Raw genomic sequence first — 14,588 nt, 5'->3', positions numbered from 1 at the left:
CCTTTACTTTGTATTTTTACCGTTCGTTTGATCCTGCTATTCTAGCAATCGTATGCCTGTCTCCTCGAATCGTTCGAGACATTTCTAAAAGATTTTGATAAGGGACTACTCCACCATAGCCTGCATCACCAATATGCTGAATATCTACTCCCGCCATCTTATTCTGTAAAGAAATTTCTCTAATCGTAGCTGGATCTGCACTTTCTTGGCTTGTTCCAATAGCTGACATAGTCAATACATCAAATTGCTTGGCATGCTTAACAGCTTCTTTAACTTCTATTAAAGATACTCCAGGTACTGTACCTACAGCTGGCAACAAGATAATATCCGCTCCATTCTTCGCAAATTGCTCTATTGCTTCAAGATCAATAACGGATTCAGTTACACCTGCACCATGCATCTTCCCTGCAATAATAAGGCCATTGAAAATCTTCTTTGCTAATTTCACCGCCGCTATAATTTCTTTATTACTGACTCCTGTACCAGGATTTCCCGTCAAGCAAATAAAATCGAAACCCATTTCATTTGCTTTTTCAAACGTTTCTTTAAGCGCTTTTCTTCCTTTTGAGATTGTCAACACGTCTTCTGACATATTCGCTCCAGTATCTACCGGTTCTAAATTGACACCGATAGGACGTCCCGTTAACTTGTTTATCCTCTTAATAGGTTCAACTGTTTCATCTAGTCCATTAATTTGAGGATCGAATAAATCTAATACATTCAGTAGAATTAAGTCCGCTCCGAAAGCTCTCGCAACTTCACTATTCGTTAATCCTCCAGAAACAGTAGTAGTAACTACATTCTCTGATAAAATCGTTCTTCCTTCACTCGCTTTGATTGATTGTTTCAGATCACTACTAGACATGCTCTTAAAATCACTTGCATAACAGTTCAATAATCTTTTGACCATTCTATGCCCTCCTAATTTCTGTATACGTTTACTTTACACTTTTTTGAAGTATTTGTATGAAGAAATGTAATGATACATAGTTGAAATAAGGATACACATGTAGGGTCTTTTTCGTATTTCATCAGTCCAATTAGTTTTTTCTATTATTTCGTAAATTTCTTAAATAACGTTTTTGATAAAAATCCCTCCTACTTCAAAGAAACAGGAGGGATAAATCCATAGAAATTATACTTAATTAATTCAACACTTCAATATGGCTAATCGATAGATAAAGATTTTCTGACTCGCTCATTGACTTAACGATTTCTTCTTTTTCAGGACCCACTGGTATCAGCAAAAGAATAGAGGCATTTTCAGGTAAAGTGTTCATGTCAGATTCTCTGTAATTGATGACTTGATTTTCAACTACTGGTTGTCCTTCGTATGCCCAGCTGAATCGGAAATCCATGTCGTTGATAACCATTCCTGTTCGGTTCGTCAATAAAAATACACCATTCAACTGATCTTCTTCTTCGTACCAATTTCCAGTATAAATGACATTTAACAGCCCTTCTTCACCGACGTTCGGATTTGAGGCAAGGAAGTCTTCTGCTAACTGTACTAATGGATTGCTTTCGGCGGTTGCGTTGGCTTCTTCGTAAGGTCTTGAAAGTACTAATTCCCCTGTAACGCTTTCTCCAGTTTCTTCATCCATTTCGTTCGTGTCAGTGACCGAATCATCAGTTTCAGTAGTATCTGTCCCTTCTAAATCTGTTTCATCCGTTTCGGAACCTGATTCGGTTGTTTCTGTATCTGTTTCTTCCACTGCGTTCACTTCTACTTGGCTTGATTCTTCATTATCACTTTCAGAACATCCTACTAACAAACCTAATAATACGACTGTTGACATCATCCATTTCCAACGTTTCACTATTTTCCCCTCTCTCATTTATCGTTAACTGTTTTTTATAATAATTATTTGTTTTCAATAGTATACTTTATAAATATAAGAACCAGTATCTAAAATGACTCCAAAAAAACTTGCGCTCGTGATTAACGATGCGCAAGTTTCTGAACTACTTTATTATCTAATGACATTCATACGGTTTCCTTCTAGATAACTATCTACCATTGATTTGTCAATAATAAAACTGTCACCAAACATCGTATGCGCCAAGACTGAACTTGCAATAGCAAAGTCAATTAGTTTCTCATTAGACCATCGTTCAATTATACCTGTTAATAGTCCAGTGACGAATGCATCTCCTGTGCCAATTCGATCATATACGTTGAGCGAGTGTTCTCTGGTCATAACATAATTTTCTTTATGAGCCATAAAACCGGCTATCGTTTGACCTTGATCGTTGTTTCCTCTTTTTGTTCCAGCAAAATAGTCCAAATTAAAATCTTTTACAAATTGAAGTGCTAGATTTTGGAAGAGATCTACAGGGTAGTCCAATAATTCTACTAAGTCTCGTTCACCACCGATGACTATGGAACAATAAGGAAGGATTTTTTTGTACGCCTCTTTTATTTCTTCTTTATCTAGTGCTTTATTTAAACTTGGTCGATAATTGAAATCGAAACAAATCATCTTTCCTTTTTCCTTACCGACTTGAGCCAACCTTATAGCCACCTCTTTTACACTTTTAGATAAAGAAAGGGTGATACCACAAATATGAATAATATCATATTCATCTACTATTTTTTCAATGTCGTAATCTGATAGTGTACTTTTGCCAAATGCACTATTGATACGATCCATATAAGTTACTTCTGAAGGCCTAACACCATAGCCCATTTCCAAGAAATAAGCACCCATGTGCTGATCACCATATTGAATATGAACATCTTGTACGCCTAATTTTCTGATCTGACCGGCAGCAACTTTTCCAATGTGATTATCTGGTAGTTTGGTCAGTAAGCTGGTGTAGTATCCAAAATGAGACAAACCACTTAGAATATTTAACCCAGTACCCGTAAAACTCATATCTAACTGGCTAGATTGTTCAAGTAATTTATACTCTGGTGGTGTTAGCCTCATCATAACTTCTCCAAAAGCTACTATCTTCATTATGGACCTCCTATTGATTCTTGTATTTCTCAACCAGTCTTTTCATTATATCATATAGCTTAGCTACATCTTCAGGTCTAGTATTTCCTGAACTAGGATCAATAATAGAACTGTAAACATGAGGAATAACTTTTTCTACGCCTACACTTAGCGCTATCTCAACGATCTCTCCAAAATTCTCTAAATCGATTCCACCTGTCGGTTCAAGTAGAAAATCATTTTCTGCACAGGCTTTCGCTACGGCTCTATATTCTTCTTTGTGAGTAAGTCCTTTCATCGGAAAATATTTAATTGAGCTTCCACCCATATCTTTTAATAGCGTTATTGCTGCTTCAATCGTGATTTCAACACTTGCCTTTTTACTACTTAAAGGACCCGTTGCGATATTCACATAACCGACTTTACCAGTAGGAGAGACAAGACCATTCACGATGGTCTGATCTTGTGCAAGCTTCCCTCTACTCGTCCCGACCCCAGTAAACACTTGATTGACGTGTTGTGGCTGTAGTCCTCCGGCAAGTCTACTAACCATTTGGCTCTGATTAGGATCTCCCGCTCCAAGTCCGATTGAAAGTGCGTTGTCTGTAGCTTCAATGTACTTTTTCATATCTTCGATTGCTGCTTCGTCTGTATCATATTCTTTTGACAATACACCCAAAAGAATATTTCCTTCAGCAGCTTCGTAGCATGCTTTTGCATTTTCAATAGAATTTGCTAGTACATTCAGTGACAGTCGATTCCCTAAATAATTTGGTTCTTTTTTCATACTGATTCTCCTATCGTTTACTTCATCAACGCTTTCATTCTAACCATGATGTCTTGCATATCTTCACTACTTACGGCTCTTACATCGAATTCGACGATTCCATTATTCTTCTGGTAATCTCTTGTATAAATAGCTGGGTCTCCTTGCTTCAACTCTTCGACGAGTTGAGCGGCCGATAGTCCCTGGTTACCATCCACTGTCATTTGTGCTCTATAAATATCACGACCGGCAGTGTCTTGTATGATCTTGGCTTGAATTCCTATTAGCTCATTGAGCTCTTTTACAAAGCTATCTAATCTATTTTTCATACCTTCTCCGCTTTCAGCCCCGTTTACTAAATAAGCTTCAATGGCTTCAGATAATCCAAGAATATTTTCTTTTCCAATCTTCATTGCTCTTCCAATACCATCTGATTGCATTTTAATCTTTTCAATCCAATTGGACTTTCCTAAGACAACCCCAGAACTCGGGCCTTCAATCGCCTTTGCACCACTATAAATTGTAATGTCAGCACCCAACTCGTAGTACTTTTTCAAATCCTCTTCAGCTGCTGCATCCACTATTAACGGTAAATTATATTTATGTGCAACTTCAACGGCTTCAGTGATTGAAAGCATACTTTTTTGTACAGTATGATGGCTTTTAACGTAAAGAATCGCAGCTGTCTGGTCGGTGATCTTATTTTCGATATGATCTACACTGCACATATTGGCATATCCAGCTTCAACGACTTTCCCTCCACCTATTTGAACCATAACTTCTACAGGTGTCCCGTAGTCGACGTTATGTCCTTTGGGTATAACGATTTCTCTATTGGTCAGACTTGGATTATAAGGATCATAAACATGGGCTTTAGAACCCTTTCCAATGACTCCAGCTACTGATTGCGCAATTCCAGCAGACGCTGAGGAAACAATATAAGCACTCTCGACACCTAAAAGTTTCGCTATATGGTTACCAGTATGCTCAACTAACTGTTTCATTTCAAAAAAATGTTTTGATCCAAAGGCCTGTGCAGAAGTGGTTTCTTCCGAATAGATGGAAACGCCTAGAATACTCATTTTTCCACTAGCATTGATGACCTTTTTAAGGTTGTATTTCTTGTAATAATCCAAAGTTACCCTCCTAATGTATAAACTGAACCGTCAATAATCGTATGCGTTGGTTTAATGACTGTATCTGTAGTTCTTGTATTTCCGTTAGAGTCTGTTAATACTTTTGTCTCGCTCTCGACATTAAATATTGTAAAATCCGCATCGAACTGTTCTTTTATATGGCCTTTTTTGTTTAAATGATACATTTCAGCTGGTTTGGTTGTGATCATCGGTATAATTTCTTGAAGAGAATACCCTACAACAATTAATTTTTCGATTGTTGTCGAAAAATCAACGACCGGACCATTTTCTCGGTTTCGGTGGTATATATCAGTACTGAGCGTATGAGGCGTTAGACCTTCCTTAAAAGCTACCTCAGCCACATCAAAATTAAAACTATCCGTGCCGTGACCAATATCAAAAACCACACCTCTATTATAAGCTTCCCATACACTTCTCTTAATTCGCTGATGATTATCCATAATGTTGTTTTCTTTTCCATTAAAACAATGTGTTAGTATGTCTCCATCTTCCAACAACTCAAGAATATCTTCTAATAATGGCGGCGCGGATCCAATATGCACCATAAGAGGCAACTTTTTGGACTTCTTTTGAATAGATTTTGCTGACTTTAAAGGTAAAATACCATTTTCTCCAACAACGGTTTTACTCATTCTAGCTTTAAAGCCGACTATAAAGTCCTCATATTTTTCAATACTTTCTAGAACAAGTTTTTCATCAATATCATTCATATCCGCTAACTCACTTTGTTTTACGATACCGGTTTTAGAAATATTCAGTAATGCTTTAACATTGGTGATACTATCTTTACTAGCTCGATAGAAATCACCAATATTTTCTGCTCCAGTAGTGCCGGCATCTACAACAGTCGTAACCCCTTTAGTATATCCAATTTCATCAGGACTATCATGATAGAGCGGTAAATCCTCGTAACAGTGTGTGTGCGCATCTATCCATCCAGCCGATATATATGACCGCTTGTTTAAGTTAATCGTTTGTGTTGCTTCGTACTCTAACTTAGAGGCAACATCTATGATCTGACCATCCTTTATCGCAATCTCTACTGGTTCATCATTGACTGTTTTTCCGTTTATAATCAATACATCCATCATATGACCCACTCATTTCTCAACAAATCTGAACTTTTTCCATGGAGTGATATATTCTAATAGAAATAATTCGTCAGTCGAAATTTTCCCTACTTTATTTTTACGAATGTCAGAGTGCGGTTCTAAAACGATTTGTAACTCATTTTGGTACTTCCCAAATAAAGCATTTCCTATAACCACATCACCTCTGACAAAAGATTCCTCGTTGTCATGGGGAAGGTTTTCATTCGTATACAACTTTCTAACTTCTGTTGACCGAACCATTCTTTCCGTAATATCACCACGTCTATAGTGTAAATTTTCAAGCACGATGGCCTTTTCATCTTCAGACGTATCTGATCCAAAATCGATTTCAAATTCAATTCTGTAAGGATCAATTTTAGATAATGCTTTTAATTCTGCTTCCGAAGCATAGGCATTACCGATGATGATATCGTCTACCAAACCTGTTGCGAAAAGATGCTTCGCCTGAATTTCTACTGGTAAATGTCTATGCATTTCAAGTGTTGGTAATCCATCATTGATGTCCCAAGGCCCTATCTCGCCTACTTGAGAAGTAATGAAAGCAGCTGTTCGCAATCCTTCTTTTCTGAATCGCTCACTACAACTGACGAAGAAATCGTAAGGTAAGGCCGTTCCTTCTTGTGGGTAAAAATTATGACAACCTGATAAAAATGGCTTATTGGGCTCATATGTCAAAATATTATTCAAATAAGCTACGTCATTACTCATATTCAGTTCAATCATCAGTGCATAAGGATTAAATGAAATTATAGATTCCTTATTACCATCAAAGCCAACATCTAAACGAATTCCGTCAGCTCCAAGCTGATTGAAAAATGATAAATCATCATAGGAAATATTTAGATCTTGAAAAATATTGGGTGCAATGTCCAAAACAATTTCAAACCCTTTGTTTTTTGCGTAATCAATCGTTTTTTTAAATTTTTGAGCTACTTTTTCTTTTCCTTCGGTAACTTCAAGCATACTCATAAATATACGCTTGAAGTGATACTGACTTGTCAGATCTATATATGCTTTATCATTTTCGAAATCACTGTGATCCGGGTAAAGCGACATTCCCAGTCTTCTTTTCATCAGATAAACCTCTTTTCATTATGTTCAAATAAGATAAAGTATCTTTTGTAAATTAAGCTGAAGATAAAAATCGTTCCAAAGGGAATCATGAGACCTAAAAATGGTAATAAAGAACCAATTGCTAACAAGGACACTAAGCCCAGCAAACAACAAGAGACTACAAAAAGTGTTTTCTTCTGTAAAAATTCTTGAATTCGTTGATTCTTTTTAATAACCACCTGACTTAAGATGAAAACCAGTACATATAATGCCAACTCTTCAATTCTCATATACGCTTCCTTTCTAAATGACTAAACCTTTAAGCTTCAGTTTCTTCTTGTTCTTTTAATAGTTGTTGTTTCTCAAATACTTTAAAGAACGGATAATAAATGGCAATCGTAATGATGAAGTTAATGATAACGAGTAATCCAGCCATAACACTCCAGTTAGTACTGATCCAAGCGGCTATAGGAGATAAAACTGTGAAAGGCAATCGTGCCATCATCATGGGAACAACTTCTGTAACCGTTAGAATATAAGAAAGGGTTGTTGTCACTAAAGGTGCTACGATAAATGGAATCCCTAAAATTGGATTCATAACGATTGGTGCACCGAATATGATAGGCTCATTGATATTGAATAACCCAGGTAAGAATGATAATCTTCCTAAACTCTTCAAGTATTTAGATTTTGAAAATAAAAATAGTACAACGAGAGCCAACGTTCCACCGGCGCCCCCAATCCATACAAACCACTGTAGAAACTGTTCTGTAAAGATATTAGGTAAGGCATTTACACCCGCACCTTCTTGAAAAGCGGTCATATTTTCAGCAATAGAAATATCCCAGAATGGTCTAATAACTGGTCCCATAATCGCTGGTCCATGAATTCCTAGTACCCAGAAAAATGTAATCAAGAAGACTGTTAGTAGTCCACCTAGCAGGCTATTTCCAGCTAGTATATCTTTGAATGGTAATAATAGAACACTTAGGAATCCACTGATATCAAATCCAAATATGTGGCGAACAATCCAGAAGAACAGTAATATTACGGCGGTTGGTAGTAAAGCAATAAAAGAGTTTGCTACTTCAGGTGGTACACCGTCCGGCATTTTAATTGTGAAATTCTTTTCTTTCATAAATCTATAAATTTCAACAGATATAATAGCGGTTACAATTGCACCAAATAAAGATGCTGAACTTAAAGAACCGACACTCATATAACGTCCAGCATCAATGATGCCTTCTGCACCATCAACGACTTGAATTGGTACTACAGTTGCCATAAGAAATCCCATAACAGCTAATATACCACTCGTCATTTCATCTAGTTTGTAACTTCTTGCCAATGAAGATGCAATACCAAAAGTAGCATATAGCGATAAGATACCGACGGTAAATCTAAACGGTATATCCAGGACGGCTTTAAATGGTTCTACCAGTGCCGCGATTGATTCGATCGGTATATTTAATAGAATAGTGAAAAATGATCCGATAATTGTTAATGGTAATGTTGCAATAATTCCTTTCCTTATTGCTGCCATATGCCTTTGCGAACTTATCATTGAAGCCACAGGTAAAATCTTGTCGTTCAAAAACTCAACTAACTTGTCCATGTTATCCTCCTAATAAATATATAATGATTGCACAAACAATATAACATTATAATGTTTAAATGTAAACGTATACTTCAAATTTTTGAACTACACGTCATAATCTATTTTATAAGGATATTTTTCAGTATCATAAAAAGCGTATGATAACTCAATCGTTTCTCCTGTCTTCGCAAGGGTCCTTCTAATTCTTTTCAATATATACTGATTTTCTGTCTCTAGTAACTGCTGTGTGGCGAAGTCTATTTTTTCAACCGCAAAACTATCTTCAAACCTCTCAACTTGTTTTCCAAATTGATCCAGCCATTTATAAAGCGAACTTTCAAGGGTCTTTAAATGTGCTTCATTCCCTAAAACAGGAAGGTAGTGCTTGAAATAAATATAAGCTTGATTATTCAGATAATATAAGCGAGTCAATTCGTAAGCCTTATTACCAAAGTAGTCGTATAGTTCTTCATTTTCAAGAGTCAGTTCAACTTTTTTTATGTCCAATATTTTCTTTTCTAAAGTTTGCCCGCTTGCCTCTACTATAGAAGAAAATGATCTAGCTTTGGACAAATTATTGAACAGCCGATCACTAATGACTGTAGTTCCTTTACCACTTCTTTTTTCTAAATAACCGTCAGCTACAAGTAGTTCCACTGCTTTACGAATCGTGATCTTACTGACATCAAATGTGCGTTCCAACTCAACTTCGGAAGGTATCAATGAACTTACAGGATACTCACCACTTAAAATCTTTTTGCGTAAAGTTTCCGCAATTTCTATATATAATAATTTTGTTCTTTTCATACATATTCGATCCTTTACTGTAGTGTCTTTTGTTTAGTATATCATAAGACTACACCAAACCATCAGATACTTCTATTTAAATCGTACACTTAATAACAAGATACGTCTTAAGAATGATGCCTTTTCCTAAGACAACGAGTACACTCATTTTATAGACAACATCTTAAGAAAAGAGGAATCAACAATGGTTAAATATTTATATGAAACGACTGGAAATTTTAATGCTTTTGTTAGCGTTGTGCATGAGTTGGCGCAAGATATTAGTTCAACCACAATTTACGAAGATGGTTACCGATTCGGCGAACAAAGTGCGATGATGGTCTATGAGCGCTATAGTATCGTCGGTTCAAGCAGAGTATCCTTAAGTGTTATGATTACGACGTTTGAAGGGAAGATCCAACTCGTTGCTATTCCTTCCGGTGGTAGTCAAGCGATTGTGCTCAAAATTAATAATTGGGGCGAAGGCGCGTTTTTAGAGGAATTCAAGCAATCACTCGAAGATACAAATAAAACCTGGTAAAAACAAAAATGAAGTCTACCACTCAAAAATTGAGTGGTAGACTTCATTTATGCTATGACTGATTTTCCACATCTAAATCCAGTATTACCTGAAGAACTATCGGGCGTATTAGAAGTTCTTGCCGATACTCTATAACGGTTGCAATAAGAGTCATGACAAAGATACGACCCTCCTCGTGTGACTCTTGGCGCATCTGCTTGGCCAGTTAATGTAGAATCAAAATGCTCAGCTCCCCATTCCCAAACATTTCCTGAAATGCTATACAAACCAAAACCATTTGGAGGAAAAGCTTTAACTGGTGAGGTTCCAACATATCCATCATCTTGAGTATTTGTATAAGGAAATTCACCTTGCCAGATATTGCACATATGCTTTCCATCTGGTGTTAATTCATTTCCCCAAGGATATCTATTTTGAACGAGGCCACCTCTTGCAGCAAATTCCCATTCCTTTTCAGTTAACAATCTTTTACCTGCCCACTCGCAGTAAGCATTCGCGTCATTCCAAGATACATGAACAACCGGATGATCTAATCGTTCTTGAATAGAAGAATGAACTCCTTCTGGGTGAGCCCAATCTGCACCTTCCACTGCGAGCCACCATGGTGTCTGTGCCGGAGTCCCTTTAACTTCTTTTCTTTTTCCTTCAAACAATAAATGAAACACAAAAGACCAGCCGTAACGCTCTGCTTCTGTTCGGTAACCAGTCTGTTCTACAAACTTTTGGAACTCTTGATTCGTTACTGGAGTAGGATCAATATAAAAGGCGTCTATTTCAACAAGTCGCACTGGATCTTCCCGGTCTCCAATATTGATATCAGCATCCTCTGAACCCATTAAAAATTGACCCTTCTCAATATAAATCATATCTTGTAAGTTGGCTTCAGACTTTTTATAAACCTTGCCCTCATAGAGCTTTTCATCCAGTAAACTCTTTGGTGATTCCAGGTCTATTTTCGGATTACAGCATCCACTACCAAGTTCTCTCTCAACTTTGTCAAAATTTGTTTCAACTACCGTTACTTTTTCTTTTTTTGAACGATCTGGTTGGCAACAACCCATTCTACCCACTCCATAAAATTAGTGTTCTTATTTTAATCCTAGTCGAATATACTCTTCTTCAGGTGCCTCAATCTGGTCCAACATCCCAATAAGTTTCTCAATCATATCGTCTTCAACTTTTTCATCTTGTAAAGGCTCATTTTGCTCTGGATCTTCTTTCAAATCAAATAACAAGTGACCAAAAGCAAATGAATTACTGTAGTTGTCCATCTTGATTCTCAACATCGGAACATCATTACTGAATTTATTTCCTGAAACAAGTTCCGCTTCTCTTAATTGATCTTTTGACATAAATCCTCTAATTTGAGTTGGCATCATCGTATAGTTAACCAAAGGTTGGTTACTTTCATCTGCAGAAGCACGCATATAGACATATCTTCCGTCAAAAATACAAACTTGCCCACCATTCGTGCCAAACAAAATCGATTCATGATTCACAACTTTTTGATCCAGTAGACTGAGTAAAGACTTACCTTCCATATTTTCAGGAATATCTAATCCATAATAGTCTAGGAGTGTCGGCGCAATATCGATGGTCTGAGCAATACCGTCGCATCTTTCTCCACCTTTATAACCTGGGACATGCATGTAAAACGGGATATGAATGATCTCTTCGTACATTGGTGAACTGTTTTTTCCCATCCAATCATGCTCTCCAAGTAAAAATCCGTGATCCGTATTAATAATAACCATTGTATCTTCCCACATATTCGCTTCATCCAGATAGTCCAGCACTTTCCCTAAGTGGTGATCGCACATTCTCACCAACGCTTTATACTCTTCTCTCGCTTCTTGAATTCCGTCTGCCTGTTTTTCTCCATCCACTTTTTGATATTTAGGCCAGTAAACAAAGTCTTCATCTTTGGAAACTGATTCTCTATAACGATCTGGCACATAGAAAGGTTCATGTGGATCGAAACATTCTACTTGCAAGAACCAGTCATCTTTATCCTGGTGATGCTTTAAAAAGTCGATTCCAGCATGAATCGTTTTAACAGTCGACATCTCTTCTTCTGATTGTTGTTTCGTGCGGTTCGCAAAATGCTGTGTAACAGATAAGCCCTGTTTATTCATTGGATGCTTGTTTTCATTAGGTAGTGCTTCACTTCTAGCGATCCATCGATCCCCTTCTTGCCCTCTAAAGCCTTCCCAGCTACTATAGCGGTTGTGGTAGGTTGCACCGCCATCTTCCCAGTAATGAGAATGGTCTGTAATCAGGTGAGTATAAACACCTTGTTGATTCAACGTTTCAAAGACAGAAAAATCAAAAGGCTCTAATGGTCCCCAAGAACGGTGCAAGAAGTTGTATTTACCTGTGTGCAATTCTCTTCTAGCTGGCATACATGGCATGCTGCCTCCGTAAAATTTATCAAAGATAATACAGTGCTCTTGCAGTCTCTTGAAATTCGGAACTGCAATATCGATATCGCTGTAATTGGGTAAATAGTTTCTAGAAAGTGTATCAAACATAATCATAATCGTTTTCATGTCATTCTCCTTAAATCTAACCTGCTTATTTTTATAATCTATATAATCATAATTTCACCTATAGTTTTATTATACGGGATTGATTGATTGTTTTGAATGCCAATATACGCAAGAAAACCTAGCCCATCTACGGGACTAAGTTTTCTTTTCGTTTATTCGCTCAGTTAATAACCGTTAATAAAGTGAAGTCTTTTTTTGCAAGCTCTGTTTCAGCTTCTACTACATCCAAGTATTGATCACTGTTTGTGATAATTACAGGTGTCTCAATAGAGTACCCTTCACTCTTAATGCCTTCAATATCAAAAGTTAACAGTAATTGTCCTTTTTTAACGGTATCCCCTTGCGCTACTTTTGAGTCAAAATACTTCCCATTGAGGTTAACGGTATCCATACCAACATGTATTAGCAATTCAATACCATTATCTAACGTTAAGCCAATTGCATGTTTTGATGGGAATAATGTTGTTACAACACCATCACCAATCGCAATGACTTCTCCTTTTGTTGGATAAATCGCAACACCTTTTCCAAGTAACCCTGTTGCGAAAGCCGTATCAGAAATCGATTCTAAAGGCATGACTTCTCCTTCAATTGGACTTGCTATTTCAACATTATCAATGATCGTTTCTGGTTTCAAATTATCTTCTTGTTCTTCTTCGGAATCAATTTTAGGGTTATACGCAATCGTTAAGGTTAAGACCAGCCCTAGAACAAAGGCTGTTGCGATACCGATAACCGCACCATAAAATCCAGCATCGATACCCGTTTCAGGATTAATATAAGCTGGGAAAGCGAACAGACCTAGTCCACCAATAATATAACTTTTTGTACCCGCTAGTCCCATGATCAAACCACCGACTGCTGAAGCAAACAACGTTGCAAAAAACGTCTTCTTACGCGGTAGAGTAATTCCATATAATGATGGTTCTGATATACCAAACATACTTGAAATAAAAGCTGGAATTGCCAAAGCACGAACCTTAGTATTTCTTGTTTTGATAATAACGCCCAACACTACACCCGCTGTTGCAAAAGGCGTAGCTTGTCCTAAAACCAGTAATGTATCATTTCCAAGTACAGTAAGATTATTTATTGCAATTGGGATTAATCCCCAGTGTAGACCGAACATTACGAACACTTGCCATAGCCCACCTATTAAAATACCCGCTAAGGCTGGACTAAGATTGTAAGCTGCAGTCGTAACGGCTCCTAATATACTACCAATCCATGTTGCGATCGGTCCAATTAATAGGAAGGTTACAGGTACAACGATTAAAATTGTAAAGAAAGGAACTAAAAATGTTTTTACAACATCTGGAATGAACTTTTCTAAGGGTCTTTCTACTTTAGAAGCAAAATACACAGCGATAATAACTGGTATTACACTAGAAGCATAGCTCATTAAGATAACAGGTATACCCATAAATTCCAAGTGAATAGCTGATTCAAATAGCGATCCTTGAAAAACAGAATAAAGGGGTTCAACAGTACCCGCACCGGTAACAGCGGCGGGTGCTAGACTTGGATAAACGAGTGCTCCACCAAGAACCATACCAACAAACGGTTTAACTCCAAACTTCTTCGCTGCTGTATATCCTAGGAAAATAGGGAAAAAATAGAACAATGTATCGCCAGCTGCTTGTAAAATCAGATAAGTTCCTGAAGTATTATCAATAATGCCCGTTGACATCAAAACTGCGTTTAGTCCCTTGATCATCCCCGTCGCAGCCAACACGCTTAGAATTGGCGTGAAAATACTTGAAACGGTATCAATGAACGCATTAAAGATATTTTTGTCTTTAGGAGATTGGTCTTCATTTACTTCTGAATTAGTCGTAATGCCTGTTTGCTCAGTCAGTTCTTTATAGACATCCGGTACATGGTTACCAATAACAACTTGATATTGTCCCCCACTTTGCATAACCGTGATAACGCCATCCGTTTTCTTCAGCGTATCTGTATTTGCTTTAGCTTCATCTTTCAGCTTAAATCTTAAACGTGTCACACAGTGTGTCACGCTATTAATGTTTTCTTTTCCTCCAACATTATTCACAATTGTTTTGACTAGTTCTTGGTATTTCATCT

At 37.1% G+C, this 14,588-nt stretch carries 13 protein-coding genes; 1 reads left to right on the top strand and 12 read right to left on the bottom strand.

All coding sequences use genetic code 11. The annotated features are described in order from the left end of the window. Positions 1–16: 16 nt before the first annotated feature. The 9 genes from VXN63_RS00235 to VXN63_RS00195 form a co-directional block, all read right to left on the bottom strand. Positions 17–910, bottom strand: coding sequence for a DUF7916 family protein (locus VXN63_RS00235; protein ID WP_327755968.1), 894 nt, complete (start codon positions 908–910; stop codon positions 17–19). 235 nt (positions 911–1,145) lie between these two features. Next, positions 1,146–1,820: a hypothetical protein gene (locus tag VXN63_RS00230; protein ID WP_327755967.1), complete on the bottom strand. Its 675-nt coding sequence runs from the start codon at positions 1,818–1,820 to the stop codon at positions 1,146–1,148. Positions 1,821–1,973: 153 nt separating this feature from the next. After that, the gene (locus VXN63_RS00225) at positions 1,974–2,963 is read right to left on the bottom strand and encodes a sugar kinase (RefSeq protein ID WP_327755966.1); all 990 of its coding nucleotides are present in this window, start codon (positions 2,961–2,963) and stop codon (positions 1,974–1,976) included. 10 nt (positions 2,964–2,973) lie between these two features. Beyond that, positions 2,974–3,729 (bottom strand): 2-dehydro-3-deoxy-phosphogluconate aldolase, encoded by a 756-nt coding sequence (gene dagF / locus VXN63_RS00220; RefSeq protein ID WP_327755965.1) that lies wholly within the window; start codon positions 3,727–3,729, stop codon positions 2,974–2,976. A 17-nt stretch (positions 3,730–3,746) separates the two neighbouring features. Further along, positions 3,747–4,844: a DgaE family pyridoxal phosphate-dependent ammonia lyase gene (locus VXN63_RS00215; protein ID WP_327755964.1), complete on the bottom strand. Its 1,098-nt coding sequence runs from the start codon at positions 4,842–4,844 to the stop codon at positions 3,747–3,749. A 2-nt stretch (positions 4,845–4,846) separates the two neighbouring features. Next, on the bottom strand, positions 4,847–5,956 hold the full coding sequence (locus VXN63_RS00210) for an amidohydrolase/deacetylase family metallohydrolase (protein ID WP_327755963.1): 1,110 nt from the start codon (positions 5,954–5,956) through the stop codon (positions 4,847–4,849). A gap of 9 nt (positions 5,957–5,965) precedes the next feature. Next, on the bottom strand, positions 5,966–7,051 hold the full coding sequence (locus VXN63_RS00205; protein ID WP_327755962.1) for a DUF871 domain-containing protein: 1,086 nt from the start codon (positions 7,049–7,051) through the stop codon (positions 5,966–5,968). Between the two features lie 298 nt (positions 7,052–7,349). After that, a complete protein-coding gene (locus VXN63_RS00200; RefSeq protein ID WP_327755961.1) occupies positions 7,350–8,645 on the bottom strand; it encodes a PTS sugar transporter subunit IIC in 1,296 nt (431 codons plus the stop codon). A gap of 87 nt (positions 8,646–8,732) precedes the next feature. Next, positions 8,733–9,434: a GntR family transcriptional regulator gene (locus VXN63_RS00195; protein ID WP_327755960.1), complete on the bottom strand. Its 702-nt coding sequence runs from the start codon at positions 9,432–9,434 to the stop codon at positions 8,733–8,735. 184 nt (positions 9,435–9,618) lie between these two features. On the opposite strand from VXN63_RS00195, the gene VXN63_RS00190 reads away from it, so the two are divergent. Beyond that, positions 9,619–9,954 carry a DUF6054 family protein gene (locus tag VXN63_RS00190; protein WP_327755959.1) on the top strand — a complete coding sequence of 112 codons (336 nt, stop codon included), beginning with the start codon at positions 9,619–9,621 and terminating at the stop codon, positions 9,952–9,954. Between the two features lie 47 nt (positions 9,955–10,001). Here VXN63_RS00190 and VXN63_RS00185 read toward each other — a convergent pair whose 3' ends face one another. The 3 genes from VXN63_RS00185 to VXN63_RS00175 form a co-directional block, all read right to left on the bottom strand. Then, positions 10,002–10,820, bottom strand: a complete 819-nt coding sequence (locus VXN63_RS00185) for a formylglycine-generating enzyme family protein (RefSeq protein ID WP_442915289.1) — start codon at positions 10,818–10,820, stop codon at positions 10,002–10,004. A 222-nt stretch (positions 10,821–11,042) separates the two neighbouring features. Further along, on the bottom strand, positions 11,043–12,503 hold the full coding sequence (locus tag VXN63_RS00180) for a sulfatase-like hydrolase/transferase (RefSeq protein WP_327755957.1): 1,461 nt from the start codon (positions 12,501–12,503) through the stop codon (positions 11,043–11,045). A gap of 160 nt (positions 12,504–12,663) precedes the next feature. Then, positions 12,664–14,586 (bottom strand): beta-glucoside-specific PTS transporter subunit IIABC, encoded by a 1,923-nt coding sequence (locus tag VXN63_RS00175; RefSeq protein WP_327755956.1) that lies wholly within the window; start codon positions 14,584–14,586, stop codon positions 12,664–12,666. Positions 14,587–14,588: the final 2 nt, after the last annotated feature.

This window comes from Marinilactibacillus sp. XAAS-LB27 (genome assembly GCF_036039175.1).
Taxonomy (GTDB): domain Bacteria; phylum Bacillota; class Bacilli; order Lactobacillales; family Carnobacteriaceae_A; genus Marinilactibacillus.
This window is presented reverse-complemented; position numbering and strand designations above follow the sequence as displayed.

Bases quoted from the DNA above. Each gene is read 5' to 3' on its own strand.
- VXN63_RS00235 (WP_327755968.1), bottom strand. From the start codon at position 910: ATGGTCAAAAGATTATTGAACTGTTATGCAAGTGATTTTAAGAGCATG.
- VXN63_RS00225 (WP_327755966.1), bottom strand. From the start codon at position 2,963: ATGAAGATAGTAGCTTTTGGAGAAGTTATGATGAGGCTAACACCACCA.
- dagF (WP_327755965.1), bottom strand. From the start codon at position 3,729: ATGAAAAAAGAACCAAATTATTTAGGGAATCGACTGTCACTGAATGTA.
- VXN63_RS00210 (WP_327755963.1), bottom strand. From the start codon at position 5,956: ATGATGGATGTATTGATTATAAACGGAAAAACAGTCAATGATGAACCA.
- VXN63_RS00205 (WP_327755962.1), bottom strand. From the start codon at position 7,051: ATGAAAAGAAGACTGGGAATGTCGCTTTACCCGGATCACAGTGATTTC.
- VXN63_RS00200 (WP_327755961.1), bottom strand. From the start codon at position 8,645: ATGGACAAGTTAGTTGAGTTTTTGAACGACAAGATTTTACCTGTGGCT.
- VXN63_RS00195 (WP_327755960.1), bottom strand. From the start codon at position 9,434: ATGAAAAGAACAAAATTATTATATATAGAAATTGCGGAAACTTTACGC.
- VXN63_RS00190 (WP_327755959.1), top strand. From the start codon at position 9,619: ATGGTTAAATATTTATATGAAACGACTGGAAATTTTAATGCTTTTGTT.
- VXN63_RS00185 (WP_442915289.1), bottom strand. From the start codon at position 10,820: ATGATTTATATTGAGAAGGGTCAATTTTTAATGGGTTCAGAGGATGCT.
- VXN63_RS00180 (WP_327755957.1), bottom strand. From the start codon at position 12,503: ATGAAAACGATTATGATTATGTTTGATACACTTTCTAGAAACTATTTA.
- VXN63_RS00175 (WP_327755956.1), bottom strand. From the start codon at position 14,586: ATGAAATACCAAGAACTAGTCAAAACAATTGTGAATAATGTTGGAGGA.